Origin of the sequence: Caballeronia glebae, assembly GCF_001545035.1 — a bacterium.
GTDB classification, from domain to species: domain Bacteria; phylum Pseudomonadota; class Gammaproteobacteria; order Burkholderiales; family Burkholderiaceae; genus Caballeronia; species Caballeronia glebae.
Map to the genome: position 1 here is coordinate 19,634 of NZ_FCOJ02000059.1, position 25,669 is coordinate 45,302.

Here is a 25,669-nt window from a genome sequence, read left to right on the forward strand (position 1 = left end):
GGAGACAGGAGACAAATATGAATAGCGGTAAAACCATCGACATCAAGGGCTTCATCGACGAACGCCCGATTTCCGCCTACCAGTGGTTGCTGGTGGCGCTGTGCTTTCTGATCGTGGCCGCCGACGGCATGGACGTCGCGATCATGGGCTTCGTCGCGCCTTCGATCATCGCGGACTGGCATATCTCGCGGCCCGCGTTCGGCCTCGTGATGAGCGCGGCGCCCATCGGTCTCGTGATCGGCGCATTGGCGGCGGGACCGGCATCGGATCGCATCGGGCGCAAGTGGGTTCTGATTACGTCGGTGTTTCTCTTCGGCGTGTTCACGATCGCGACCGCGTTCACGAATTCGCCTTCCAGCATGGCGTTTTTGCGCGTGTTGACCGGGATCGGCCTGGGCGCCGCGATGCCGAACACGACGACGCTGCTCTCCGAGTACGCGCCGCAACGCAAGCGCGCGCTGCTCATCACGATCATGTTCACGGGCTTCAATCTCGGCTCCGCGCTGATCGGTTTTATCGCGGGATGGCTGATTCCGGTGCACGGCTGGCGCTCGGTGCTGATCTTCGGCGGCGGCTTGCCGCTCGTGCTGATCCCGCTGCAAATCTGGCTGCTGCCCGAGTCCGCGCGTCTGCTCGCGGTGCGTGGCGCCACGGCGCAACGCATCGGCAAGGTGCTCGGCCGCGTGTGCGGCGCGCGTTTCGACGGTACTGAAACCTTCATATCGAACGAGCCGCCGCTGCCCACGAAGAAGCCCATCGGCGTATTGTTCTCGCATAACTACGGTCTGATGACAGCCGCGCTGTGGGTCACGTATTTCATGGGCTTGCTCGTGATCTATCTGCTGACCGGCTGGCTGCCTACGCTCATGAAGGACGAGGGCCTCACGGTCTCCGCAGCGGCGAATGTCACGGCGATGTTCCAGATCGGCGGCACGATCGGCGCGATCGTCGTCGGATGGATCATGGACCGGGTGCGTCCGGCGCCCGTCATCAGCGCGGCGTATCTCGGCGGCGCGTTGTGCGTGCTCGGGCTGGCGTGGATCGGCGCGTTGTCGTCGTCGCTTGCGGTGCTCGTGTTTGCCGCGGGCTTCTGCATGAGCGGCGCGCAAACGGGTCTCAACGCGTTCGCGCCGGGACGTTATCCGACCGTTGCGCGCGCAACCGGCGTGAGCTGGATGCTCGGCATGGGCCGCTTCGGCAGCATCTTCGGTTCTGCATTCGGCGGCGCGCTGCTCGGCCTCGGCTGGGAGTTCGGCGCGATCCTTGCAATGCTCGCCGTGCCCGCGACGTTCGCGGCGATTTCGATTCTCCTCGCTCAACGCACGCGCGCCGACGAAGCACACGCACAAACGACTGCAGCACACTAGTACCTGGAGTAATGCATGATCATCGACATTCACGGCCACTACACGACCGCGCCGAAAGCGCTCGAAGCGTGGCGCAACCGGCAGATCGCCGGCATCGACAATCCTTCGGAGATGCCGGCTGTATCGGAGTTGCATATCAGCGACGATGAACTGCGCGAATCGATCGAAAGCAATCAATTGCGTCTGATGCGCGAGCGTGGCCTCGATCTCACCGTGTTCAGCCCGCGCGCGAGTTTCATGGCGCATCATATCGGCGACTTCGAAGTGTCGAGCACATGGGCCGCGATCTGCAACGAGCTGTGTTATCGCGTGAGCGAGCTCTTTCCGGATAGCTTCATTCCGGCGGCGATGCTGCCGCAAAGCCCGGGCGTCGATGTATCGACGTGCATTCCCGAGCTCGTGAAGTGCGTCGAGCAATACGGCAACGTTGCGATCAACCTGAATCCGGACCCGTCGGGCGGACACTGGACGAGCCCGCCGCTTTCGGATCGCTCGTGGTATCCGATCTACGAGAAGATGGTCGAGTACGACATCCCCGCGATGATCCACGTAAGCACGAGTTGCAATGCGTGCTTTCATACGACCGGCGCGCATTACCTGAACGCCGACACGACCGCGTTCATGCAGTGCCTCACGTCCGATCTGTTCCGCGATTTTCCGACGCTCAAGTTCGTGATTCCACACGGCGGCGGCGCGGTGCCATACCACTGGGGACGTTTCCGCGGGCTTGCGCAGGAGCTTAAAAAGCCTTTGCTGAAGGATCATTTGCTCAATAACGTGTTCTTCGATACATGCGTTTATCATCAGCCGGGAATCGATCTTTTGACGCGCGTGATCCCTGTCGATAACATTTTGTTTGCAAGCGAAATGATCGGCGCGGTGCGTGGCATAGATCCTGAATCGGGACACTATTTCGACGATACGAAGCGTTATGTCGAGGCTGCGCAGATCGAACCGGAAGCGCGCTACAAGATTTACGAAGGCAACGCGCGCCGCGTGTATCCGCGCCTCGATGCAGCGCTCAAAGCGAAGGGACGTTGATATGTACGAACTGGGTGTGGTGTATCGCAACATCGATCGCGCGAACGCGGACGCGGCCGGCAAGCTCGGCGCGCTCGGCTCGGCTACGGTGCACGAAGCGATGGGCCGTGTCGGCCTGATGAAGACCTACATGCGGCCGATCTACGCCGGCGCACAGGTGAGCGGCACGGCCGTGACCGTGTTGCTGCAACCGGGCGACAACTGGATGATGCACGTCGCGGCCGAACAGATCAGGCCGGGCGACATCGTCGTGGCCGCATGCACGACGGACAATACCGACGGCTTCTTCGGCGACCTTCTCGCGACGAGCTTCAAGGCGCGCGGCGCGCGTGCGCTCGTCATCGACGGCGGCGTGCGCGATGTGCGCGTGCTGACGGAGATGAACTTTCCCGTCTGGAGCCGCGCGATCTCGTCGAAAGGCACGGTGAAGGCGACGCTCGGCTCGGTGAACATTCCTGTCGTATGCGCGGGTGCATGGGTGAGCCCGGGCGATGTGATCGTCGCGGATGACGACGGCGTCGTGGTCGTGCCGTGCGCATCGGCGCAACAGGTGCTGGACAAGGCCGTCGCGCGCGAGGCGCTCGAAGAAGAAAAGCGCGCCAAGCTCGCGAGCGGCGTGCTCGGTCTCGACATGTACAAGATGCGCGAACCGCTGGAAAAAGCGGGCCTGCGCTATATCGACTGACGCTCATGAGCATGACCGGTATCTCTTCGATGGCGACGCGCAACGTGCTCAACGCGCTCGCTTCGACATTCGAAGCGCGGTCCGGACAACGCATGGCGATCGAATCGATGGGCGGCGTCGCGGCGCTCAGGCGTATCGAGGATGGCGAGGCGTTCGATATCGTCGTGCTCGCGTCGGACGCGATCGATCGGCTCGCGGAGTCCGGACGTATCGACGCGACGAGCCGCGTGCGCATCGCGCGCTCGGGCGTTGCGATCGCGGTGGCGTCGGGCGCGCGGCATCCTTCCATCGACGATGAAGCCGCCGTGCGCGAGACCGTGCTCGCGGCGCGCACGATCGGTTATTCGACGGGGCCGAGCGGCGTTTATCTGACGCGTCTGTTCGAACGCTGGGGTATTGCAGAACGCATCGCATCGCGCATCGTGCAGGCGCCGCCGGGCGTCGCGGTGGGCACGCTCATCGCGCGTGGCGAAGTCGAACTGGGCTTTCAGCAGTTGAGCGAGATGATCGGCCTCGAAGGTATCGACGTGCTCGGGATGTTGCCGCCTGAGATTCAAACGCTGACGGTCTTCGAAGGCGCGATCGTTGCGAACGCAAACGCACCGCAAGTTGCTCGCGCGTTCCTTGAGTTTCTCGATTCGCCCGATGCCGACGCCACGAAGATCGAACACGGCATGGAGCCGGTCCGGCAAACATAGTTGCAAACGCAAATAAAAAGCGCGCAACGGCTCGTGCAGCCGTTGCGCGCTTTTTCGTTTCACGAGGTCATTCAGCGACGGCGTAACGTTCGAGCCAATGCGCGTAGGGCGCGGGCAATGCCCACGACGGCTTCTCGACCTTCAACTGCTTCGCCGCCTGATACGGCCAATGCGGATTCGAAAGATGCGCGCGGCCGATCATCACGAGATCGAGTTGACCCGACTCGACAGCCTGTTCCGCGTTCGGCGGCGAATCGAAGCCCCACGCCGATGCAACCGGAATCTCCGCTTCACGACGCACACGTTCGGCGATCGGGCCGAGGAACGCGGGACCCCAGGGAATGCGCGCATCGGGCGTCGAGAAGCCGACGCTCACGCTCATCAGATCGAGTCCCTTGCGACGCAGCGTCTTCGTCAGTTCGATGGATTCCTTAAGCGTGGCGTCATCGCGGCCATCGTATTCGATCACGCCGAAACGGGCCGTCAGCGGCAGGTTTTGGGGCCACACTTCACGCACGGCGTCGAACGTTTCGACAATGAAGCGGCTGCGTCCCGCGAGATCGCCGCCATATTCATCATCGCGCTGGTTCGCATCGACGGAGAAGAAGCTCTGCGCGAGATAGCCGTGCGCGAAGTGCAGCTCCAGCCATTCGAAGCCCGCCTCGCGCGCACGGCGTGCGGCCGCCGCGAAGTCCGCCTTCACGCGCGCGATGTCTTCGAGCGTCATGGCGCTGGGCACCTTCGGCAGCCCGCCGCCGAACGCGATAGCCGATGGCGCGAGCGTGTCCCAGCCGCGCGCATCGTCGGACGCAATGTGATCGTCGCCTTCCCACGGACGATTCGCGCTTGCCTTGCGGCCCGCATGCGCGATCTGGATGCCGGGCACCGCGCCCGCCGCCTTGATCGCCGACGCGATGTTCTTCATGCCTTCGATATGCGCGTCGTCCCAGAGACCCGTGCAGCCCGGCGTGATGCGGCCTTCGGGCGATACGCCCGTCGCCTCGACGATCACGAGGCCCGCGCCGCCGCGTGCGAGGCTTGCGTAATGGCTGAGGTGCCAGTCGTTGACGAAGCCGTCGACGGCGCTGTACTGGCACATCGGTGGAATGGCGATGCGGTTGCGCAGCGTGACGTCCTTCAGTTTGAACGGAGTAAAGAGTGCTGACATCTGAGGTTCTCTGGGTCGGATGACCGAAGTCGAATTGAGTTGAGGGCTCGAATTTAACCGTTTAGTGTCATAATGAAAACTATCTGCACATTATCGATTCGATAAAATTTTGTAATGCTGAATCCACAATGGCTGCGCACCTTTCTCGCGCTCGTCGATCTGGGCAACTTCACGCGCGCCGCCGAGCGGCTCGATCTGACGCAGGCGGCCGTGAGCCAGCATCTTCGTCATCTCGAAGACGAACTGGGTCTGCTCGTGGTTCGTCGTCCGCGCGGCATCGAGCTCACGCCGGCGGGCAGGGCGCTGATCGACTATTGCGAAGAGATGGAACTGGCGAGCAAACGTCTCGCGTCACGCTTGTCCGATAGCGAGGACGAAGCCGGCGAGATCGGCCTCATCACGCCGGGCAGCATCGGGCTCGTGCTGTTTCCGCTGCTGCTAGATTTGCAGGCGCAGCGTCCGGAATGGAAGATGCGTCATCGCTTCGCGCCGGATTCGGAAGTGCTCGAAGCCGTGCTGGAGAGCCGTTACGATCTCGGCATCGTCGCGCTGAAGCCGGACGATCCGCGCCTCGCCGCGAGCAAGTTCATCGAAGAGCCGCTCGAACTGGTCGTGCCCGCGAACGAGCACGTGCATGAATGGCGCGATCTGGAACGGCTCGGTTTCATCGACTATCCGGAAGCGCATATGACCGCGAGCCGCCTGTTGAGCCGCCGCTTTCCGGGCAATCCGGGCGTCGGCAGCTTGCGCCGGCAAGGCTTCAGCAATCAGATCAGCCTCATTCCGGAATTCGTCGCGCGCGGACTCGGCTTCACGGTGATACCGCGTTATGCGCGCATCGCGTTCGGCAAGCCCGAAGCGGTCGGCGTCGTGGAATGCGGCGCGCCCGTGGTCGATACGCTGTGGCTCATCCGGCGCGCGGAATGGCCGCTGCCCGCGCGGTGCGCGCGGGCCGTGGAGTATTTGCGGGAACGGGTTGGCGTTCCCGCGATCAAGGCCGAGCCGAAGAAAAAGCGCCGCCGCTAATCAGTGCCCCCAGCGCAGCACGAGAGGATCGAGCCTGCGCGCGACCTTCAACAGACCTTCGCGCACGGCGGGATGCATCGGCGCGAGCGGATGACGCACCGCATCGGAGCGAATCACGCCGCCTTCCTTCATCAAGGACTTGCAGGCTGCGAGACCGCATTGGCGGTTCTCGTAGTTGATGAGCGGAAGCCATTGCTGATACAGCTCGGCGGCTTTGTCGGTGTCGCCCGCGAAGTAGGCATCGACGATCTTGCGGATGCCGTCCGGATAGCCGCCGCCCGTCATCGCGCCGGTCGCGCCCGCATCGAAGTCGGGCATCAGCGTGATGGCCTCCTCGCCGTCCCACGGACCGACGATCGCGTCGCCGCCGAGTTCGATCAGTTCGCGCAGCTTCGAAGCAGCCTGCGCCGTTTCGATCTTGAAGTACGACACATGCTCGACATCGCGCGCGAGCTTCGCGAGAAACGATGCGGAAAGCGGCGTGCCGGCCACGGGCGCGTCCTGAATCATGATCGGAATGTCGATCGCATTCGAGACTTCGCGAAAGAACTCGTGGATGCCGCGCTCGTTCACGCGAATCGTCGCGCCGTGATACGGCGGCATGATCATGACCATCGCGGCGCCCGCGTCCTGCGCGGCGCGGCTGCGCTCGGCACAAATGCGCGAACTGAAATGCGTGGTCGTGACGATCACCGGGACGCGGCCCGCCACGTGTTCGAGCACGGTGCGCTGAACGGTGTCGCGCTCGGCGTCGGACAGCGCGAACTGCTCGGAGAAGTTCGCGAGTATGCATACGCCGTGCGAACCGGCGTCGATCATGAAATCGATCGCGCGCTTCTGGCCTTCGAGATCGAGGCGCCCCTCGTCGTCGAAGATGGTCGGTGCGACGGGGAATACGCCGCGATAAACAGGTGCAGCCATTGAAGTGTGTCTCCTTTGATGTATGCGTCTAGATCCGGTACAGCGCGCTCGCATTGTCGAAAAAGAGCGCGAGGCGTTCCTGCCGCGTGCGCTTTGCGACGATGGTCTTGAAGCCCGTGAAAAGATCGTCGAGCGTGACGACGAGACTGTCGACCGGAAAGTTACTCGCGAACAGACATCGCGCGACGCCGAAGCTTTCGATCGCCTCGCGCACGATGCGCCCGTTGCGCTCGACGCTCCAGCTTACGCCAGTCTCGCCGATACCCGAGATCTTGAGCCATACGTTCGGCCATTGCGCGAGCGCATCGAGTGCGGCGCGCCATGCGGCGAGCGCTTCGTCGCTGCGATCCGCGGGCAGACCCGTATGGTTCACGATGATTTTCATCTGCGGAAAATCGCGCGCGAGTTCGGCTGCCTCGGTGAAGTGCCACCACGGTGCCTGCAATTCGAACATCAGGCCGCTTTGCGCGAGCAGCGCATAACCGCGCCGCCAGCGCTCGCAACGCATCGAGCCGGGCGCGGCGAACTCCGCGCGATGTTCCGCGCGCGGCACGGTCTTCGGCTTGTGGCGCACGCTGCGCACGAGCGGCATCTCGCGATAGGCGTCGATGACGTCGGCGACATCGTCGCGATCGAGCCAGATTTGCGCGGCCATCGCATTCGGCAAACCGGTGCGTTCGTGCAGCGCCCTGGCCCAGCGCGCTTCGCCGAGCACGTCGCGCGGGTCCCATTCGCCTTCCATCATGACAGTCTTCACGATGCGATGATTGCCCGCCTGCGCGAAGTAATCGTCGGGCAGGAAGTTCGTGCAGATCGACGCGTAGTCTCCGTAACGAAACGCGATGCGCGGCAGATCGCGCAGCCACGGATGATAGTTGCGCGACACGTCCCAGAAGTGATGATGCGCGTCGACGATGGGCAGATCGGCGTCGTCGCCGCTTTCCAGAAAGCGTTCGCGCAGGGCTTCGATGCGTTCTTGCATCATGGCGTCAGTCCACGCGGTCTTGCGCCATGCGCACAGCGATGTCGAAGGCCTTTTGCGTCGCGCCGGCATCGGCGCGGCCCTGGCCGTGGATATCGAACGCCGTGCCATGCGCGGGCGTCGCGATCGGCACGGGCAGGCCGCCGTGCACCGTGACGCCGCGCCAAAAGCCCATGAGCTTCATCGCAATCTGACCCTGGTCGTGATACATCGTGACCACGCCGTCGAACACTTTCTGATCGCGTGCGCGCACAAAGATGGTGTCGGCGGGGAAGGGGCCTTGCGCGTCATAACCTTGCGCGCGCGCCTGTTCGACGGCCGGCGCGATCACGTCGATTTCCTCGCGCCCGAACGCGCCGTTATCGCCGTTATGCGGATTGAAGCCGCATACCGCGATGCGCGGCTGGTCCACGCCCGCGCGCTTCAGGCCATCGTGAATCAGTTGCACCGCGCCGACGATACGCTCGGGCGTGAGTTTCGCGCTCACGTCCTTCAACGCGATATGCGAGGTCACGCGCGAGGTCCACAGTTCGTCGAGCACGTTGAACTCGCAGAACGCGCCGCTGTAGTCGAGCTGACGCGCGAACCATTCCATCTCGTCGTTCGTCTCCATGCCGGCCATGTGCAGCGAGGTCTTGTTGACGGGCGCGAAAAGCATCGCCTGCGTGCGGTTCGCGCGGGTCATCGCGAGGGCCTGTTTGAAGGCTTCGAGACTATAACGGCCGCCGCGTTCGGTCGATACGGCGCGCTCATAGGGCGCGTCGTCGGGCAGGCGGAAATCGATAAGCGATGGCATGTCGGTATCGCGCGCGGCGGCGGCTTCGTTCTCGACGACCCGATACTCGAAACGTTGCTGCGCGATCTCCATGCCTTTATCGACTTCGCGCTTGTCGCCGATGATGAGCAGATCGGCGCGCGCGCGATTCTCGGGCTTCGCGATGAGACGCGCGATCAGTTCGGGACCGATGCCGGCGGGGTCGCCGAGAAGAACTGCGATGCGAGGTTTCATGTTCGTTGTCTCTGTAAGTATGTTGGTCGGTCGTTAGCGGGTGCGGCGCAGATCGATTGCGATCGAACCGAAGATATACACCAGCGCGCACGCGCCGTAAAAGTGCAGCACCGCGTCGAAGGAACCGGTGCGCTGGAGAATGAAGCCGGTGATGAGCGGAATCGAAATGCCGCCGACGCTGCCAGCGCAGTTCATGCACGCACCGAGCAGGCCGACGCGTGCCGGGCTCGCGAGCAGCGAAGGCAGGCTCCAGTAGAGACTGCCCCACATAAGCAGGAACGATGCGCCGCACAGTACCGCGACCGCGACGACGGGCGACGTGATGGTCGGCAACGCGGCGAACACGGTGAGCGTCGCCATGCCGGAGACCGCGATCATCGTCTTGATGACTTTACCGCGCGACAGGTTCATCGCGCACAATGCATCGCACAGGAAGCCGCCCGAGAGCGAGCCGAGCGCGCCCGCAAGGAAGATGAAGAAGGTCGCCGCGCCGATTTGCGAGAGGCTCAAACCGCGCGCCTGCGTCAGATAGCTCGGGCCCCACGTGAGCAAGCCGAAGAAGATCATCGCCCAACTCATGCGACCCACGCACATCGCAATGGTCGAGCGCAGCGGCAGCGGCGTATCGTCTTCGCTCGCACGCGCCGCATTCGACACGGGCGACGCGCCGTCGTGGATATGGGCAAGCTCCGCGCCGTTCACGCCCGGATGGATCGCGGGATCGTCGCGCAGGTAGCGCCATGCGAGCCAGCCACACGCGATGGTCGCAAGCCCCGCGACGACGAACGCCGTGCGCCACGAGCCGAACATGAGGATGAGATTCGAGATCGCGAGGCCGCCGATCGCGGCGCCCAACGGCGAGCCCGCATCCATCAGCACCGCGCCGCGTGCGCGTTCCTTGCGCGACAGCCATAGCGCGTTGAGCTTGCTGCCCGCGGGAAAGAGCGGCGCTTCCGCGCCGCCGAGACCCACGCGCAGAAACAGCATCGACAGCCCGCCGGTGGCCGCGCCCATCAACGTCTGAAAGATGCCCCACAAGACAGTTGCGCCTGCAACTACTTTGCGCGGCCCGAGCTTGTCGATGAGCCATCCGCCCGGAATCTGCAACAGCGCATAGGACCAGAAGAAGCTCGACAGCACGAGCCCCTGCATCGCGGGCGAGAGCGCGAACTCCTTCGCGATGGTGGGCATCGCGATGGAAAGCGAGATGCGGTCAACGAGGTTGATCAGCGTGATGAGAAACACCACGCCGAAGATACGCCAGCGCACGCTCGTCGCGTGAGCGGACGAGGCGGCGTCGTGCGCCGCGCGTGCTTCGATCCTGCTTTCCATGTCTGTCTCCTGTCGCCTCGGGTTGCATGGGCCCGCGGTCGTCTCGTCATTCGACGATGTTGAAGTCGCTCAGATGCTTGTCGGACAGCGTGATGCCGAGACCCGGCGTTTCCTCGGAGAGTTGCAGATAGCCGTTCTCCGGCTGCGGCTCGCCGTCGAAGATGTAATAGAAAAGCTCGTTGCCCACTTCGACGTCGAACACCGGGAAGAACTCGGACATCGGGCTCGCGGTGCTCGACATCGTCAGGTGATAGTTATGCATCTGGCCCGCGTGCGGAATCACGGGAACGGACCACGCTTCGGCCATCGCGTTGATCTTGCGCGCCGCCGTGATGCCGCCCACGCGATTCGTGTCGTATTGAATGACGTCGACGGCGCGGCGCTCCAGCAGATCCTTGAAGCCATAACTCGTGAACTCGTGCTCGCCACCGGAGATCGGCACGATGTTCATCTTCTTCAGCTCCTGATAACCCTCGATGTCGTCGCCGATCACGGGTTCTTCGAGCCAGCGCGGATTGAACTCGGCAAGCCGCGGCAACATGCGGCGCGCATATTCCAGCGTCCAGCCCATGTAGCATTCGAGCATGATGTCGACTTCATCGCCCGCCAGTTCACGCAACAGCCGCACTTGTTCGAGATTCTTCGCCATGCCACTGGGACCGTCTTTCGGGCCATAGCCGAAGCGCATTTTCATCGCGGTGAAGCCCTGGTCGAGATAACCTTGCGCTTCGGCGAGGAACGCGTCGCGGTCGTCGTTGTTATATAGCTTCGACGCATAACACCAGATCTTTTCTTTCGTGCGGCCGCCGAGCAGCTTGAAAACAGGCTTCTTCACGGCCTTGCCCATGATGTCCCACAGCGCGATGTCGATCGCCGAAATAGCCGCCATGCCGATGCCCTTGCGGCCCCATGCGTGCGTGCGCCGGTACATCTTCTGCCAGATGTACTCGTAATCGAACGGATCTTCGCCGATGGCGATTGGCGCGAGATATTCATCGACGATCTGCTTCGCAACGCGCGGCGCGAGCGCGCAATTACCGATCCCGATCGTGCCGTCGTCGCATTCGATCTCGACGACGAGCCAGCCGTGAAAGCGGAACGAGCCCATAGCATCGCCGCGCTCGTAGAGGATATCGACGGCGTTCGTGCAGAAGTGCGATTGCGGCGGAACGACCTTGCCTTTCCATTCGAAAACGCGTGCGCGGACATGCTTGATCTTCATCTTCGGTATCTCCGTGTGATTCGATTCGATTTGAAGTAAAGCCGCGCGCTGTGCCAAGTGCGAGGGTTTGCGCGGCTATTTCGCGTAACGCTAGTGTGCGAAACTCCGCGATAACTGACTATTGAATTATTTGAATCAGGCTATTTCCTGGAGTTATCGCTCGCATGATCGCGCCCGCAACGACCATCCGCAAACGTCTGCGTTTGCGTCATCTGCAATTGATGATGGCGCTTTCGGAAACCGAGTCGCTCAGGAGCGCCGCCGACGAACTCGCGATGACGCAGCCCGCCGCGACGAAAGCTTTGAAGGAGCTGGAGGACACGATCGGCGCGTCGCTCTTCGTGCGCCACGCGCGCGGCATGGAGCCGACGATCTACGGCGAAGCGGTGATGCGCTATGCGCGCGTCGTCTTCGAGGATCTCGATGAGTTGCGCGAAGAACTGGCCGCGATCGAGGCGGGCGATATCGGCAAGGTGCGTATCGGCGCGGTGATGGCGCCGGCGCCGGATCTGCTGACCCGCGTGATCGTGGCATTGAAAGAAGCGCATCCGCGCTTGCAGATCAGCGTGCAGATCGATACCAGCGATGTGCTCGTGCAGGCGTTGCAGCAGGATCAGCTGGATATCGTGGTGGGGCGCATTCCGTACGGCGTTTCCGCGCTGGAACTGACGTTCGAGACCTTGTCGGAAGAGGCGCTGGCGATCGTCACGCGGCCGGATCATCCGGCTGCCGGGATGGGGGCCAAACCGAAACTTGCCGATCTGGCGAAGTATCCGTGGATCGTGCAGCCGCATCCGAGCCCGATGCGGCAGATCATCGACCAGACGTTTCGCGAATCGCGCGTGGCGCCGCCGGTGAGCACGGTCGAGACGTCTTCGATTCTCACGACTTTGTCGTTATTGCGGGATTCGGACATGCTGGCCGTGTTGCCAAGCTCGGTCGCCGATTACTACGCCGCGCTCGATACGATCGCCTCGTTGCCTACGCCGTTGCGCGGACGGCTCGCGCCTTATGGCCTGATCCTCAGGAAGAACCGGCGCATCAGCCCGGCGACGCAGTTGGTGATCGACGCGATCAGAAGCGCCTGAGCGCGCGAACCGCGCGCTCAGGCGCCTATCATCGCCCGACGAACTCCGCGTGCAGTGCATCGTCGGAAGCGGCGGCCTCGTCCAGTGCAATATCCGGCCGCATGAAAAACGTCATCACGATGCCGACCGCGAGCAACGCCAGCGAGCCCGCGAACGGCAACGTCCAGCTTCCGGTCCGATCGACGACGAAGCCGAACACGATCGGCGAGAAAATCCCCGCGATCGCCGATCCCGCGTTGACGAGCCCGCTCGCGATCCCCACGTGCTTCGGCGTGATGTCCATCGGCACGGCCCAGATCGGTCCGATAGTCATCTCCAGAAAGAAGAACGACAGGCTCATCGAAGCGGCCATGATCGGCAGCGACTTCACGAACATCACCGGTGCGAGAAACACGAGCGCCCCGAGAAACGCGACGATGATCATGTTGCGCCGCGCCGCGACCACGCTGCCCGTGCGCTTCAGAATGCGATCGGAGATCACGCCGCCCGCCGTATTGCCGACGACGCCCGACAGAAACACGCCCGCCGAAAAGAGCGCGGAGCTTTTCAGATCGAGACCGCGGCCATGCATGAAGAACGTCGGCAGCCACGTGAAGAAGAGCCAGCCGGTCCAGCCATAGCAGAAGTAGACGATCATCGTCGGCGCGATGCGTTTGAGCAGACGCCCCCACGGCGTCGGCTCGCGCGTCTTGTCGACGGCGACCTTGTTTTCGGGCGGCAACTCGGCTTCTTCGGCGGCCGTCATATGCCGATGCTTGCGCGGATTGTCCGCGAAGTACCACGCATACACGATCACCCACACGGCCGTCAGCGCACCGACCAGCACGAACGACGCACGCCACGAAGCGAACGCGACCAGCAACGCGATCAACGGCGGCGTGAGCGCGTTGCCGAGACGCGAGAACGAATGCGTGAGACCTTGCACGAAACCGCGCTTGCTCGCCGGATACCAGTTGACGAGCGCGCGCGCCTGCGCCGGCAGCGCCGCGCCTTCGCCGACGCCGAGCAACATGCGCGCGCAGAACAGCGACGCGACGCCGCCCGCGAAACCCGTTGCGATCGACGCGACGATCCAGATCGACGCGCACAGCACGAGCGTGGTCTTCGCGCCGAAGCGGTCGCTGAACCATCCGCCGATCACCTGGCAGATCGCATACGTATAAGCGAACGCGCCGAACACGAGGCCGACGTCGGTATTGGAGAGATGAAGGTCGTCGCGTATGAGGCCCGCCGCTGCGGACAGGTTCACGCGATCGAGATACATGATGAACGACATCGCGCACATCAGCGCGAGCACGGAACGGGTGACTCTGGGGCGATGCAGCATCTTCTATGTCTCCTCCGAGGCTTGTTGCGCGCGGGGTCGATCCGTTGCGCGCGCTCTTTTTTCGAGGACGGACCATCTGGCGGTCCGACGCTCCGCAGTCTCGCGAAAACAGCGATAGCCGTCTATTGAATTCGCCTCATGAGGTGATTACCGGCGGTTATGGCTCGGCAAATAACAAACGGCTCGCGTCCCGAAGGATCGCGAGCCGCGCATCATCGAGCCGCGAAACGCGGTCAGGCCGTCGCGCGCATGCCTTCGTCAAGACGGAACGTCTCGACCGCCGAGCGCAACGCGCCCGCCTGATCTTCCAGCGATTGCGCAGCGGCAGCCGCTTCCTCGACGAGCGCCGCGTTCTGTTGCGTCACCTCGTCCATCTGCGTGACGGCGCGCGCCACTTGCTCGATGCCGCTGCTTTGCTCTTCTGACGCCGCCGCGATCTCGCCCATGATGTCGGTCACGCGCTGCACCGCCGTGCTGATTTCCGTCATCGTGCGGCCCGCTTCATCGACGAGCGCGGTGCCCGATTGCACGCGATCCACCGAGTTGTCGATCAGTTCCTTGATCTCCTTGGCCGCCGCCGACGAACGCTGCGCGAGCGAGCGCACTTCGCCTGCCACGACCGCGAAGCCGCGTCCTTCTTCGCCCGCGCGCGCCGCTTCGACAGCCGCGTTCAACGCGAGAATGTTCGTCTGGAACGCGATGCCTTCGATGATCGTGATGATGTCCGCGATCTTTGACGAGCTCTGGTTGATCTCGCCCATCGTCGTCACGACCTGCGACACGACATGGCTGCCCTTGCCCGCGATCTCCGACGCATTCGCCGCCAGCAAGCTAGCCTGGCGCGCATTGTCGGCGTTCTGCTTGACCGTGCCCGTCAGCTCGTCCATGCTCGACGCGGTTTCCTGCAGCGCCGACGCTTGCTGCTCGGTGCGCGAAGAGAGGTCCACGTTGCCCGCCGCGATCTGCTTGGTGGCGGATGCGATCGATTCGCTGCCGCCGCGCACCGTGCGCACCGTATCGACGAGGCTCGATTGCATGGTCGCGAGACCGCGCAACAACTGGCCCATTTCGTCGTTCGACGTCACCGTCACGTGGCGGCGCAGGTCGCCGGTGGCGATTGCATCGAACTGCGCGAGCGCCGCGTCGAGCGGACGCGAAATGCGACGGCGGAGCGACGTCCACGAATAGAACGCGGCGGCGACGCCAACGAGAATCGCGACGATGGAGGCGATGCGGAACATGCCGAAGATCTCCTGTCCTTCGTCATAGGCGCCTTTCGCATGGTCGAATTGCAGCTTGCGCAACTCGACGCCCGTCTTCGCGAAGTCGTTGAACGATGCCTGCATTGCGCTCGCGTCGGCGACGACCTTCTCCTGATCCTTCGCGCGGATATCGGCATAACCCTGGTCGATCAGCTTTTGCAGCGCGAGACGCTGCGCACCGAACTTGTCGGCGAGCGCCTTCTCTTCGGGACCTTGCGGCAGGCCGGAGTACTTTGTCCAGGCGTCGTCGGAGATCTTGCGCATCAGCGCGCCGCGTCCGATCGCATCTTCCGCCGCGGGCGTGCCCACGTTCAGCGCCGCGCGATCGAAGGAAAGGCGCTCGCGCGCCATGAACATTTCCGCATTGCCGACCGACACCGCGCTCGGCATTTCATTCGTGAAGAGGTCGTGAGCTACGGCGTTGGACCGGCTCATGCCGATCAGTCCGACCATGCCGACTGCGATCAGCAGCGCGCTTAGAAGCGTCATGGCCAAGGCCAGTCGGCCTTTGATTGTCGAAAACATAGATCTCTCAAGGTGGCTGCATCGCGGGGGCGCCAAGCGCGAGCGGGGACGGCGATGCTTCGCGTGCCGCGCGGCCGGTGAAATCCATCGGCTGGTCTATATAACGACCGCGAGGCGAAGTCCTTTAGAAATCAATTAAAAACGCGTTTCAAATCGCGCGCGTAGAAAATCCCTATTTACAGGGCTTTTCCGTTACGCGCCGGGGTTGCTTACAAACGGCTTGGACGGACGAAGTAACGCACGGTCGATCGCTTTTTCCGCGTCGAAAGCCGACCTACACTTCATGCGAACTCACGAAGAGATCAACGCGCATGTCCGCCGACGCACCGCATCTTCGCATCGCCAGCGAGATCAAGATCTGGCCGCTCGTGCACGCGGCGATCGCGCTGCTGCCGTTCGTCGCGCTTGCGCTCGCCACCGGCAACGCGCTGTGGATGAAGGCGTCGCTGCTCGCGATCGCCACGACTATCGCGGAAGACCAGCTCGCTTTGAGGCCGCTCGGCGTCGTCGCGCACGGGCTCGCGATCATCGCGGGGACCTATGTGCTGCTGCTTGCCGAACTCGTGCCGGCGTTCTTCGTCGTCGCGTGCATGCTGCTTGCGGCGTGCGTGATCCTGCTCGCGTCGCGCGGGTCGAAATTTCGCGCGCTCGGCAACTGGACTTTCATTCCCGTGCTCGTTCTCGCGAACGAACTGCATGGCGGGCGCACCGTCGACGCCTTGTTGCACGCCGCGCCCGCATCGTTGCCTTATCTGTTCGTCGCGCTCGCGCCTGCGATTGTGTCGGCGCATATTCGCTCGCGCGGCAAGTCCGCGGCGCGCTGGTCGAATCTCGATGATTTCGGCGAACGCGCACCCTTCGGCGAAGATCTCGCGGCGATGCTCGGGAGCGTCGGCATCGCGGCGGCGATGGTCGTGTACGCTCGCATGGACAACGCGCAATGGGTGATCTGGGGCGCGGCGAGCATCGTCACGGGTTCGGTGGATACGGCGCGCACGAAGCTCCGGAACCGCGCGTGGGGCGTCATCGCGGGCGTGCCGATCGGCATCGTGCTCGGGCGATTCGTCGTGCCGCATTCGGGCATGGCCGTCACGCTCGCGACGCTCGCCGCGTTCCTCACGCTCGTTGCGTTCCAGCGTTATGTCGTCGGGTATTTCTTTCGCTGTGTGTTCGTGGCGCTCGCGATCATGCTGGCGAATCAGTCCGCCGCCGATGCCTTCGAGCGGCTCACGCATGTGCTCGCGGGCGGCGTGATCGGCATCGTGTGCGTGTTGGGCGCGCATGCCGCGTCACGAAGACTGTCGCGTTGAAAGTTATCGGACGATCGCCATCGGGACGAGCAGCAGCATTGTTATGCCGATAACCTGCGGGATGCGTTTGAACGATGGCATCGACCGTTCAGCCGTTATCGCCAGCGCGACGAGTGTCATGACGCGCAGGTCCATCGCGCCGAAGACGAAGAGCGTCGCCGTCAGGCTCGCGCAACACGCGACGCAATGCGTTCCGTGATGCACGCCGTCGAGCCATGCGTCGCGCATGTTATCGCGATGCGAAGTCTTGCTGCAGCACGCGAGCCTTCGCGCATGCCACGTCGAGCATTGCAGAGCGCCCGCGAGCAAAACGACTGCGCCGCTCGCGAACGGAATGCAACGCGCAATCGCCGGCGCACGCATCACGATTTCGGTGAAGAGCGCGCCGAACGCGAAGGCCACGACGCCGATCATCGTCCAGACGAAGGCGTAGCCCGCCGCCATGCTGCACGAAGCACGCGTTCCCGCGCGATGACGCCATAGAAGCGGCGCGAACGAAGGCAGCATCATCGCGGTCATCATCGCGATCCACATGCCGATGAACGCGAGCGCCGCGCGCAGCCATGTGCGCCCGCACATCGGCGTGAAGGCGGGCGAGAGCGTCCAGCCGCCGGGCATCGGCAGCTCGCCCATCGATGACATCGACCTGTGCATCGCATAAGTCGCGATCACGCTCGCGATGAACACGAGCGCAGCAGTGGCTAAAAAGCGGCGGCGCGAAACATGCGCGGTCTCGCTTTCGATGATGACGGTGAGCGCGTTCATGATGTCCTTCCCTTGCGTTCGTCGAGTGCGTGTCGGGTACGGTGTTAGATTAGGCGCGGGCATGCACGGCAAAGGAGTGACAAGTGTGTCGGGATTCGCATGGATTCGCTGATCACGGCGGCGGCGCGCGCACTCGCGGCGGGTGATCCGCTCGGCGCGCTGAATCGCATTGCGTTGCGCGAGGATGCGAGCGCGCTCGCGTTGCGCGGCATCGCGATGGCGCAGCTCGGCGACTTCGCGCGGGCGCGCGCGCTCGTGAAGCGTGCGGCGCGGGCGTTCGGCGCGAAAGCGGTGTTGGCGCGCTCGCGCTGCATCGTCGCCGAAGCGGAAATCGCGCTCGCATCGCGCGATCTCGCATGGCCCGCGAAGACGCTCGATCACGCGCGCGCGGTTCTCGAAGCGCACGGCGATCACGTGAACGCCGCGCACGCGCGCTATCTGGAAGTGCGTCGCGCGCTGCTCATCGGACGGATCGACGATGCCGAGCGCATGCTCGCCGCGCTGAATCATGTGACGCTTCCGGCCGCGTTGCGAGCCGCGCATGAACTCATCGACGCGGGCATCGCGATGCGCCGTCTGCACACGAACGCGGCGCGCGCGGCGCTCGAACGCGCGACGCTGGCCGCGCGCCAGGCCGCGATTCCCGCGCTCGCCGCCGAAGTCGAAAGCGCATGGCGTATCTTGAATGCGCCAGCGGCGCGTCTCGTCTCGCAAGGCAATGAGCGGCTGCTTCGGCTCGACGAAGTCGAAGCGCTGTTCGCGTCGAATGCGTTCGTCGTCGACGCGTGCCGTCTTTGCGTGCGCGAAAACGGCACGTCGATGTCGCTCGCGACGCGCCCGGTGCTCTTCACGCTCGCGCGCATGCTCGCGCAAGCGTGGCCCGGCGACGTGCCGCGCGATGCGCTGATCCTGCGCGCGTTTCGCATCAGGGAAGCGGACGAGACGCATCGCGCACGGTTGCGCGTCGAGATGGGCAGGCTGCGCACGATGCTGCGCGCGCACGCGAGCATCGACGCGACGCCGCGCGGCTTCGTGCTGAAGCCGCGTCACGCGCGCGAGGTGGCGGTGCTCGCGCTGCCCGCCGAAGACGAATACGCGCCGCTGCTCGCGTTCCTGGCCGATGGCGAATCGTGGTCCAGCTCCGCGCTCGCGATCGCGCTCGGCGCGAGCCAGCGCACGGTGCAGCGTTCGCTCGACGCGCTCGCGGCGTGCGGCAAGGTGCAATCGTTCGGACGCGGCCGCGCGCGCCGCTGGACCACGCCGCCGATGCCCGGATTCACGACGGCCTTGTTACTCCCCGTCGATCTCGCAAGCGATTAGCATGAAGGCATGACATCAACGGGAGAACGGCGATGAAACGCGCCAAGGCGGAAATCATCCGCGAATATGGGCCTTTTCCGGATATCGACGGCGTGCACGGCGTCACGTATGACGGCGAGCATGTGTGGTTCGCCGCGGGCGATACGCTCAACGCCTTCGATCCCGAGAGCGGCGAGAAGGCGCGTTCACTGAATGTCGCCGCGCACGCGGGCACGGCCTTCGACGGCGAGCATCTGTTTCAGATCGCCGAGGACCGTATTCAGAAAATCGATCCGAAGACGGGCCGCGTGGTATCGACGATTCCCGCGCCGGGCGGCGGCGCGGACTCGGGACTCGCGTGGGCCGAGGGCACGCTCTGGGTCGGGCAATACAACGAACGCAAGATTCATCAGATCGATCCGGACGATGGCGCGATCCTGCGCACCATCGAGTCGAATCGTTTCGTGACGGGCGTGACGTGGATCGACGGTGAACTGTGGCACGCCACGTGGGAAGGCGACGAAAGCGAGTTGCGGCGTATCGATCCGCAATCGGGCGACGTCATCGAGCGGCTCGATATGCCCGAAGGCGTGGGCGTGTCGGGGCTCGAATCGGATGGACGCGACCGCTTTTTCTGCGGCGGCGGGCGCACGGGCAAAGTCCGGGCGGTGCGCAGACCCACGCGCGGTTGAACGACCTGCATGGGCGAGGCTTCCGGCCGAGGCGCTTAGCTTTATGCTGTCGGATTCTCGATAGGAAGGCGAAACTTCAGACAAGGAAAGGCTGGTATCGGCAACGGGCACGCTTTCGCCAGATAGCGAACCTGAATCGCCTGCACCGATCTGGTGTACGACTCGGGATCAGCGCGAAAAGGTGGAGCGTATCGAGGTCGTGAACAGCGTGCTACGCGACGTTGGCGCTCACTCGCGCCGAGCAGCGAAATCGATGCGGCGCTTCTCCGTTGCCGAGAGCTTTTACGGGTGGCCGGGCTTGATGACCTCAGTGCTTTCGCCATTTATCGCTTCGCTGTCATCGTCGCTTTGACGAGCACATCAACTGTAGACAGCAGCACTCGACTCGACGGACAGCGTCAGTTCATTTCGTCATTCCCAGCTCAATAGCTGCCTTTTCCGTACGAGGACGAGGTCAAGCCCGAAACCGCGAAGCGTGCGGCAAAGGCGCATGTTTAAGGTTCGACTCGTCGCGGAGAATCATTCCCATAGTCGGGAGTGGACGGCAGCTCTGCCGACATTGCCTGACCGGTCGAGTACCGGCTAAGACACATCAACGACAACCCGACGAGCGGTTCAAACGCCGATCAGTGCTGCAAACGCTTGAGGTCCTGCACACTGAGCTTTGGCAATAGCTGGATGCCGTTCGGGGCATTTCCAGGAACGGGGGCGCATTCGGTAACAGCAAATGCTGCGTCAATCGCCTATTCGTCGAAAATTGTCGAGTGCGCAATCACTCGATTGGCTCCGCGCGGACAGTCGCACATCACGATATCGCCGTCCACCACGCCTCGCGTGCCGCCGAACCCCCAGTTCGACGCGCTGCCCAGGATCGCCCCGTTCTTGCCGCAGCGAGGACAGGATGCGAGCCCCATGTGACGTGCGATCGGTGTTCCGTCATCGAGCATCGAGTCGTCGCCGTCCAACACGCGCCCGCCCGTAGTGGTCAGATTTCCCTTCAAGGCCATCATCTTCGCCATACCGCTTTCTCTTTTGTGTGAACCCGATTCAATACTGGTCCAGCGCCTGTTGCATCATCCTCAACCGCGTCTGGCCATCCGGCGTGAAGTCCGTGCCGAAGCGCACGAGCCCTTCGCGCCGAAGATGACACGCCATCGTGAAACTGAGCAGCATGCCCGGTTCCGGCTTGTTGATCTCGATGTCGATCGACTTCAGACGCGGCTCGTACTCCAGCAATGTCGCCTCGATCTCGGTTTTCAACTTATGCGCCGACGCCGGCAGATGCCGGTAAATCTCCGATAGGTCGTCGAGCCCATAATCCGGCAGATGCGCGAGCGCCTTGCGGCGGCTGTTGAGAATCCGCTGGATGTTGTCCCGCACCGAATAGAAGGTCTGCTCTTCGGGCGAGTGATCGGTGATGGATGTGCCATCGGCGAAGTGTCCGGTGATTCGTTCGAAGAGGCCCGGTCCTGCGCGCGTCATCGTTTCGCCTCATAGCTGGTTACAGATTTCGTCATACCCGTCTCGCGTCAACGTGCCATATGAGCGACGGATGCATCCAGCCACCCGTTGATCCCGAACCAGGCCACCCCGATCGCCGCGCAGGCGAGCGCGATGGACGCTAGCGGAGAAATCCGCTGCGTCCACGCACGCGTGATTGGCGCTTTGACGACGATGGATGCGTCGTCGTCCTCGTCCGTCCTTTGCACGATGCCAAGCCGCGCATCGATCGCCTGTCTGAGCCGCACCTTCGCCTCGCCGCCTTCGAGCGCGAGCCGTCCCGTGAAGCCCAGATCCAGCGCCGCGCCGAAGATCGCGAGCAGCGGACGCACGGGCGTCGGCTCTCGCAGCCGCTCCTGGATGCGCCGCACGAGTTCCTCGCCGGCATCGTTAGTCTTGAATTCATCCAGTTGCAGCGGCCGGCGTTCCCAGGCGTCGCGTTCTTCGCCTTCGAGGCTGTTCAACGCCGCCTCGTCGAGCAGCGCGCATTGGGCGTACCGGGCGTCCTCGATCACGTCCGGCGGATACCCTTTTGCTTCGAGTTCTGCAGTCAAGGCATCGATCTGGGCTTTGCACTTCGTTTTCAGGTCGTCCGCGGACTTCTCTGTGCTTTTGTCAGCAAAGTCGGCAACGGTGAGTGCTGTGCCGCGCAGTGCTACCGGCAGGAGCATCTCATCGGCATTCGATGTCATGCTTTTCACGTCGGCAGTACCGCATAGAGCTCAAGCGAGACATCCGGAATCGATGCCGGCACGTAGAACTGGCACGCGCGCGCATCGATCATGCGTTTGAACGCCGGGTGCGATGCATCAAGTGCGAAGTACTGATTCTCGATGCGCACCGGAATCGCCGCGGGCAGCCGCGACATCGGCTTGATCGGAATGCCGGAGAGCGCGGAATTGACGATCTGTTCGACTTCATCGGGTGCGCCCGCTTTGCAAAGCCGCGGGAATTGCTCGATAAGTGCATGAGCGGGCAGTGCGGCTTGCACCGAGAGGTAGTAATCGGCATCCTCGATGAGCCGTTCGTCCTGGATCTGGCCAGTCCAGACCGTGCCGCGTACACGTTCGAGCGCGATTGGCACCACGCGCGACGGGATGACCGTATCGAGCAGGTTACGAATGAGCGACTCCAGTTCCGCGAACACGGGCTCCGGCGCACGATGGTCATACGGCGGAAGCGCCTGCAGCGTCTCCGTGGTGGAGAAGGTCAGAAGCGACCCCGCCAGCCGCGAAAGCAGCGCGTAGAGCCGCTCGGGATGCTGATTCGGCGCCTGCACCAGCCGCGCGAGTTCCGGCCACGACGAGTTCACGCTGTGCAGCAGCCAGAATAGCGACACATCGGCCACCGCGTAGTCGGCGATCTGGTCCGAACGTTCACGCCGACGTACGGCGAGGCTCGCGCTCTTCGCGCTCAGAATTTCCGATAGGCGCTTCATGCGCGTCGTCAACATCGCATTGGCCGACAGAAACAGGCACGGCGGCACGAACGCCGCATCCAGTTCGAAACGTCCCTGCGCATTACGGATAAAGCGTGCAACCGGACAGGTCACATAGTCGCCGCTTGCCTCGAAATCGAACAGCAGCGAGACGGCGTGCCGTTCGACGCTGATCTCTTCCTTTCCCTCGCCATACAAATCGGCGACATGCAGATACTCGCGCACGAAGCGGCGCGGCCGGGCGGGCTTGGCGCCTGGCTCGATGCAGTTGCCGCCTTGCGCATCGACGAGCGCCACGCCGGCGAGCACCGTCACCGCATCGTATTGCGAGCCGACATCATCCAGACTGCGCGCGGCGGGCAGCCAGTCGGACGTGTCGCTGTCGATGAGCGTGCCATCGGGCAAGCGCAGCGACAGCTTGGTGAACTGCACGCGATCGATGGAGAGCGCTTGCTTGTCGACTGCCACATCGATCACGCCCCAGGGGTCAGGACTCGCCATCTCCGCTAATCGCGCGTTGGCGAACTGCTCCCACAATGCTTGTTGCTGGAAGTGCTGCGGCGTCATGAAGACGCCCTGCGCCCATAAGGGTCTCGTTATTTTCATTGTCTAGTTAAGCTTAAAAATACAGAAATATGAAAGGATTGTGATCGCCCACGCACCCGTCAGAAGCCGCCGGGAACGAACTGAGTTAATGGTGGAACTCGCTTCCTGGGGGCTGCAGTCGGGCCCGCTGTCCAACAAAGACATGCCAGGTGGAGTACGTCATGTGTGAATGCGTTTGCAGATCGGGACGCCTGGCAAGCATCTGGTTCAGGCTCTCTTCGCGCTTTGGCCGCGGCATCGCGAAGCGCCAATGGCGCAGCACGCGTGTCGGTGCCGCATGATCCGACGCGTTCGAGCCGACAGACGCAATAGTTGGCGCGGATGTGGGCGAAACCGCCGAAACCCTGGGAAGGTCTTGCGCCAACGCCAGGCAAGCAGCAAGAACGCCAGCAACAAGCCATGGCATCTGATGAAGGATTCGTGGTCTCATGTTCAATCGCGTTGCCGACGCTTCGAGCGTGCGCGTCAGCTCTTCGCCCTTGGCATCTGCGAGGTGAGCGCCAGACTGATGTCCATGCCCTCGATCTGGAAATGCGGCACGATAAAGAGCTTCATGCGAAAGAAGCCGGGGTTGTCCTCAATGTCTTCAACCTCCACGCGCGCCTCGCGCAGCGGATGCGAAGCCTGCAAGTCATCGCCGGGCGCGGTCATCTCGGTGACGAGTGTCTTGACCCAGGTGTTGAGTTCGAGCTCCAGCAGCCGCCGGTCCTTGGTCGTGCCGATGTTCTCGCGCTGGATCATCTTGAGATGATGCGCGATACGCGAGAGCAGGAAAATGTAAGGCAGACGGGCATTGACGCGGCTGTTGGCGCTGGCTTCCTTGGTGTCGAAGTCTTCGGGCCTCTGGGCCGAGTGCGCGGAGTAGAAGCACGCCTCATCGTGATTCTGATAATGCGACAGCGCGATCAGGCCGAGATGGGCGAATTCGAACTCGCGCGTCTCGGGCACGAGCGCGTCGGTGCGAATCTTGGCAAGGTTGCCGGCGCCGAGCGCATACAGTTGCGTGGGCAAGTCCTCGACGATGCCGCCCGCACGCGGGCCGCGAATCTGGATGCACCAGCCGTTGCGCACGAAGCTGCGCACGAGGTTGGTGGCGAAGGCGAACGAGGCGTTGGCCCAAAGGTACTGGCTGTGGTCCGAAGCATTCACCGCCTCGGTGTAGTTGAAGGATCGCACTGGCGTCGTCTCGGCGCCATACGGAAGCCGCGCCAGAAAGCGCGGCAGCGTGAGTCCCAGGTAACGGGCATCGTCGGTCTTGCGCAGACTGTTCCATCGTAGATACTCGGCGCGCTCGAAATAAGCGCGCAAGTCGCGAATGGCGACGACCTCTTCCATCGACGCCTTGCCGAAGAACTCCGACGACACCGCGCCGATGGACGGCATGTGCGCGGCCGCGGCCACCTTCGAGACGTCGCGTAAGAGCGCCATGTCCTGTGGGCTGCGATCGAATGCGTAATCGGAGATGAGCGCCGCGATTGGCTGGCCACCCGGCGTGTCGTATTCCTCGGTGTACGTGTGCCTGAAGAGACCACTCTGGGTGATATCGGGCGCGTCTTCGAAATCGCGCCGCAGGGTTTCCTTGTCGACATCGAGCACTTCGATGCGCACGTTCTTGCGGAAGTCCGTGTGGTCGACGAGGAACTTCAACCCGCGCCATGCCGCTTCGAGCCGCTGGAAGTCGGGGTGATGCAGGATCGCATCGAGCTGATGACCGATCCGCTCGTCGACGCCCGCAATCTCGATGTCGACGCGCATTCGGTCAAGCCCACCGGAGGGCCGGTGCGGCTCCGAGGCAGGACGTTCGGACGCGTCGAAGGTCCTTGCCGTCTTGGCATATCGGGAATCGGACGAGGGATGAACCACCATGTTTGCCTATTTTTGAGGCGCGTGCCAAGCGAGCAACGGCTTAAGGGTCAAGGCCGCGTGCCGCGACCGCGTACTTGAGTTTGGAAGTCCGATAAGAACGCAACGTATAGCATGTTCGGGCTCGCGGCGCCATTTGACCATTGAGAAAGATCAGGAATACGCAGAAATAATCTTTTCTTAGGATTTTTCGTCTAACAAATGGTCTGCCGTTGCGATATGGTCGGCCCCAAATAGCGAGCCCATGCGAAGACTGATCACCGCTAGCCTGTCGGCAAGCTTCGATAGCAGTGCAGATGAAGGAGTGTATGACTATGTCCAGTGTATTGGACGCCGCAGGGCGGATGGCGAGCCTGGTGACGGGGCGTCAATCCCAGCACCTAGAGGTGCCAGCTGCCGAGAGTGCGGCGCTCTTGGCGGTGTCAGCGCATGAGATTACGGAGAAGATGGGGGAGCCGATCGTCTTAACGATCCTCGTCTCGCATCCCCAAGCGATCTCCCGTCGCGACTATCTGAATCAGGAGGCGAGCTTTTCGCTGGTTT

At 63.1% G+C, this 25,669-nt stretch carries 24 protein-coding genes; 10 read left to right on the top strand and 14 right to left on the bottom strand.

Translation table 11 applies throughout. The annotated features are described in order from the left end of the window. Positions 1 to 17: 17 nt before the first annotated feature. Genes AWB82_RS29410 through AWB82_RS29425 form a run of 4 tightly spaced genes read left to right on the top strand, consistent with a single transcriptional unit; the run spans position 18 to position 3,791 of the window. Entirely contained in the window at positions 18 to 1,367 is a 1,350-nt protein-coding gene (locus tag AWB82_RS29410) for an MFS transporter (RefSeq protein ID WP_086972848.1), read from the top strand. Between the two features lie 15 nt (positions 1,368 to 1,382). Continuing rightward, a complete protein-coding gene (locus AWB82_RS29415) occupies positions 1,383 to 2,408 on the top strand; it encodes an amidohydrolase family protein (RefSeq protein WP_086972849.1) in 1,026 nt (341 codons plus the stop codon). Between the two features lies 1 nt (position 2,409). Next, positions 2,410 to 3,093, top strand: coding sequence for a 4-carboxy-4-hydroxy-2-oxoadipate aldolase/oxaloacetate decarboxylase (ligK, locus tag AWB82_RS29420; RefSeq protein WP_086972850.1), 684 nt, complete (start codon positions 2,410 to 2,412; stop codon positions 3,091 to 3,093). A 5-nt stretch (positions 3,094 to 3,098) separates the two neighbouring features. After that, on the top strand, positions 3,099 to 3,791 hold the full coding sequence (locus tag AWB82_RS29425) for a substrate-binding domain-containing protein (RefSeq protein WP_086972851.1): 693 nt from the start codon (positions 3,099 to 3,101) through the stop codon (positions 3,789 to 3,791). Positions 3,792 to 3,858: 67 nt separating this feature from the next. Here AWB82_RS29425 and AWB82_RS29430 read toward each other — a convergent pair whose 3' ends face one another. Next, positions 3,859 to 4,959, bottom strand: coding sequence for an NADH:flavin oxidoreductase/NADH oxidase (locus tag AWB82_RS29430; protein WP_086972852.1), 1,101 nt, complete (start codon positions 4,957 to 4,959; stop codon positions 3,859 to 3,861). Positions 4,960 to 5,073: 114 nt separating this feature from the next. Between AWB82_RS29430 and AWB82_RS29435 the strand changes: the two genes are divergently transcribed. Then, the gene (locus AWB82_RS29435; RefSeq protein ID WP_086972853.1) at positions 5,074 to 5,985 is read left to right on the top strand and encodes a LysR family transcriptional regulator; all 912 of its coding nucleotides are present in this window, start codon (positions 5,074 to 5,076) and stop codon (positions 5,983 to 5,985) included. On the opposite strand, the gene AWB82_RS29440 is transcribed toward AWB82_RS29435, so the two are convergent. From AWB82_RS29440 to AWB82_RS29460, 5 genes are read right to left on the bottom strand one after another with little or no spacing between them, the layout of a single operon-like run. Next, positions 5,986 to 6,906, bottom strand: a complete 921-nt coding sequence (locus AWB82_RS29440; RefSeq protein WP_086972854.1) for a dihydrodipicolinate synthase family protein — start codon at positions 6,904 to 6,906, stop codon at positions 5,986 to 5,988. It abuts the gene before it with no gap. Positions 6,907 to 6,934: 28 nt separating this feature from the next. Continuing rightward, positions 6,935 to 7,891, bottom strand: coding sequence for an amidohydrolase family protein (locus tag AWB82_RS29445; protein WP_086972855.1), 957 nt, complete (start codon positions 7,889 to 7,891; stop codon positions 6,935 to 6,937). 4 nt (positions 7,892 to 7,895) lie between these two features. Further along, positions 7,896 to 8,897 (bottom strand): 4-hydroxythreonine-4-phosphate dehydrogenase PdxA, encoded by a 1,002-nt coding sequence (locus tag AWB82_RS29450; RefSeq protein WP_086972856.1) that lies wholly within the window; start codon positions 8,895 to 8,897, stop codon positions 7,896 to 7,898. 33 nt (positions 8,898 to 8,930) lie between these two features. After that, a complete protein-coding gene (locus AWB82_RS29455; RefSeq protein WP_086972857.1) occupies positions 8,931 to 10,229 on the bottom strand; it encodes an MFS transporter in 1,299 nt (432 codons plus the stop codon). 46 nt (positions 10,230 to 10,275) lie between these two features. Then, positions 10,276 to 11,451: an L-rhamnonate dehydratase gene (locus AWB82_RS29460; RefSeq protein ID WP_086972858.1), complete on the bottom strand. Its 1,176-nt coding sequence runs from the start codon at positions 11,449 to 11,451 to the stop codon at positions 10,276 to 10,278. A gap of 164 nt (positions 11,452 to 11,615) precedes the next feature. On the opposite strand from AWB82_RS29460, the gene AWB82_RS29465 reads away from it, so the two are divergent. Continuing rightward, positions 11,616 to 12,539 (top strand): LysR family transcriptional regulator, encoded by a 924-nt coding sequence (locus AWB82_RS29465; protein WP_086972859.1) that lies wholly within the window; start codon positions 11,616 to 11,618, stop codon positions 12,537 to 12,539. 28 nt (positions 12,540 to 12,567) lie between these two features. Here the strand turns inward: AWB82_RS29465 and AWB82_RS29470 are convergent, their stop codons facing one another. Continuing rightward, positions 12,568 to 13,866, bottom strand: a complete 1,299-nt coding sequence (locus AWB82_RS29470) for an MFS transporter (RefSeq protein WP_143756910.1) — start codon at positions 13,864 to 13,866, stop codon at positions 12,568 to 12,570. A 233-nt stretch (positions 13,867 to 14,099) separates the two neighbouring features. Continuing rightward, a complete protein-coding gene (locus AWB82_RS29475) occupies positions 14,100 to 15,653 on the bottom strand; it encodes a methyl-accepting chemotaxis protein (RefSeq protein WP_086972860.1) in 1,554 nt (517 codons plus the stop codon). A 311-nt stretch (positions 15,654 to 15,964) separates the two neighbouring features. Here AWB82_RS29475 and AWB82_RS29480 point away from each other — a divergent pair, with 311 nt between their 5' ends. Further along, positions 15,965 to 16,963 carry an FUSC family protein gene (locus AWB82_RS29480; RefSeq protein WP_086972861.1) on the top strand — a complete coding sequence of 333 codons (999 nt, stop codon included), beginning with the start codon at positions 15,965 to 15,967 and terminating at the stop codon, positions 16,961 to 16,963. A 3-nt stretch (positions 16,964 to 16,966) separates the two neighbouring features. On the opposite strand, the gene AWB82_RS29485 is transcribed toward AWB82_RS29480, so the two are convergent. Continuing rightward, positions 16,967 to 17,728: a DUF2182 domain-containing protein gene (locus tag AWB82_RS29485; protein ID WP_159462636.1), complete on the bottom strand. Its 762-nt coding sequence runs from the start codon at positions 17,726 to 17,728 to the stop codon at positions 16,967 to 16,969. Between the two features lie 99 nt (positions 17,729 to 17,827). On the opposite strand from AWB82_RS29485, the gene AWB82_RS29490 reads away from it, so the two are divergent. Both AWB82_RS29490 and AWB82_RS29495 read left to right on the top strand, forming a co-directional pair. Continuing rightward, positions 17,828 to 19,048, top strand: a complete 1,221-nt coding sequence (locus AWB82_RS29490) for a helix-turn-helix domain-containing protein (RefSeq protein ID WP_086972863.1) — start codon at positions 17,828 to 17,830, stop codon at positions 19,046 to 19,048. Positions 19,049 to 19,080: 32 nt separating this feature from the next. Further along, positions 19,081 to 19,719, top strand: coding sequence for a Vgb family protein (locus AWB82_RS29495; RefSeq protein ID WP_086972864.1), 639 nt, complete (start codon positions 19,081 to 19,083; stop codon positions 19,717 to 19,719). Positions 19,720 to 20,462: 743 nt separating this feature from the next. Here the strand turns inward: AWB82_RS29495 and AWB82_RS29500 are convergent. The 5 genes from AWB82_RS29500 to tssC all read right to left on the bottom strand — a co-directional run bounded on the left by AWB82_RS29500 (position 20,463) and on the right by tssC (position 25,018). Next, positions 20,463 to 20,738, bottom strand: coding sequence for a PAAR domain-containing protein (locus AWB82_RS29500; protein ID WP_086972865.1), 276 nt, complete (start codon positions 20,736 to 20,738; stop codon positions 20,463 to 20,465). Positions 20,739 to 20,766: 28 nt separating this feature from the next. Continuing rightward, positions 20,767 to 21,201 (bottom strand): type VI secretion system baseplate subunit TssE, encoded by a 435-nt coding sequence (tssE, locus tag AWB82_RS29505; protein ID WP_086972866.1) that lies wholly within the window; start codon positions 21,199 to 21,201, stop codon positions 20,767 to 20,769. Positions 21,202 to 21,248: 47 nt separating this feature from the next. Next, entirely contained in the window at positions 21,249 to 21,911 is a 663-nt protein-coding gene (locus tag AWB82_RS29510) for a DotU/TssL family secretion system protein (RefSeq protein WP_086972867.1), read from the bottom strand. 5 nt (positions 21,912 to 21,916) lie between these two features. Continuing rightward, the gene (gene tssK, locus AWB82_RS29515) at positions 21,917 to 23,263 is read right to left on the bottom strand and encodes a type VI secretion system baseplate subunit TssK (protein WP_086972868.1); all 1,347 of its coding nucleotides are present in this window, start codon (positions 23,261 to 23,263) and stop codon (positions 21,917 to 21,919) included. Between the two features lie 465 nt (positions 23,264 to 23,728). Further along, entirely contained in the window at positions 23,729 to 25,018 is a 1,290-nt protein-coding gene (gene tssC / locus AWB82_RS29520) for a type VI secretion system contractile sheath large subunit (protein WP_407643058.1), read from the bottom strand. 422 nt (positions 25,019 to 25,440) lie between these two features. On the opposite strand from tssC, the gene AWB82_RS29525 reads away from it, so the two are divergent. Further along, positions 25,441 to 25,669: hypothetical protein (locus AWB82_RS29525; RefSeq protein ID WP_143756912.1), on the top strand; the 229-nt coding region annotated here is incomplete at its 3' end.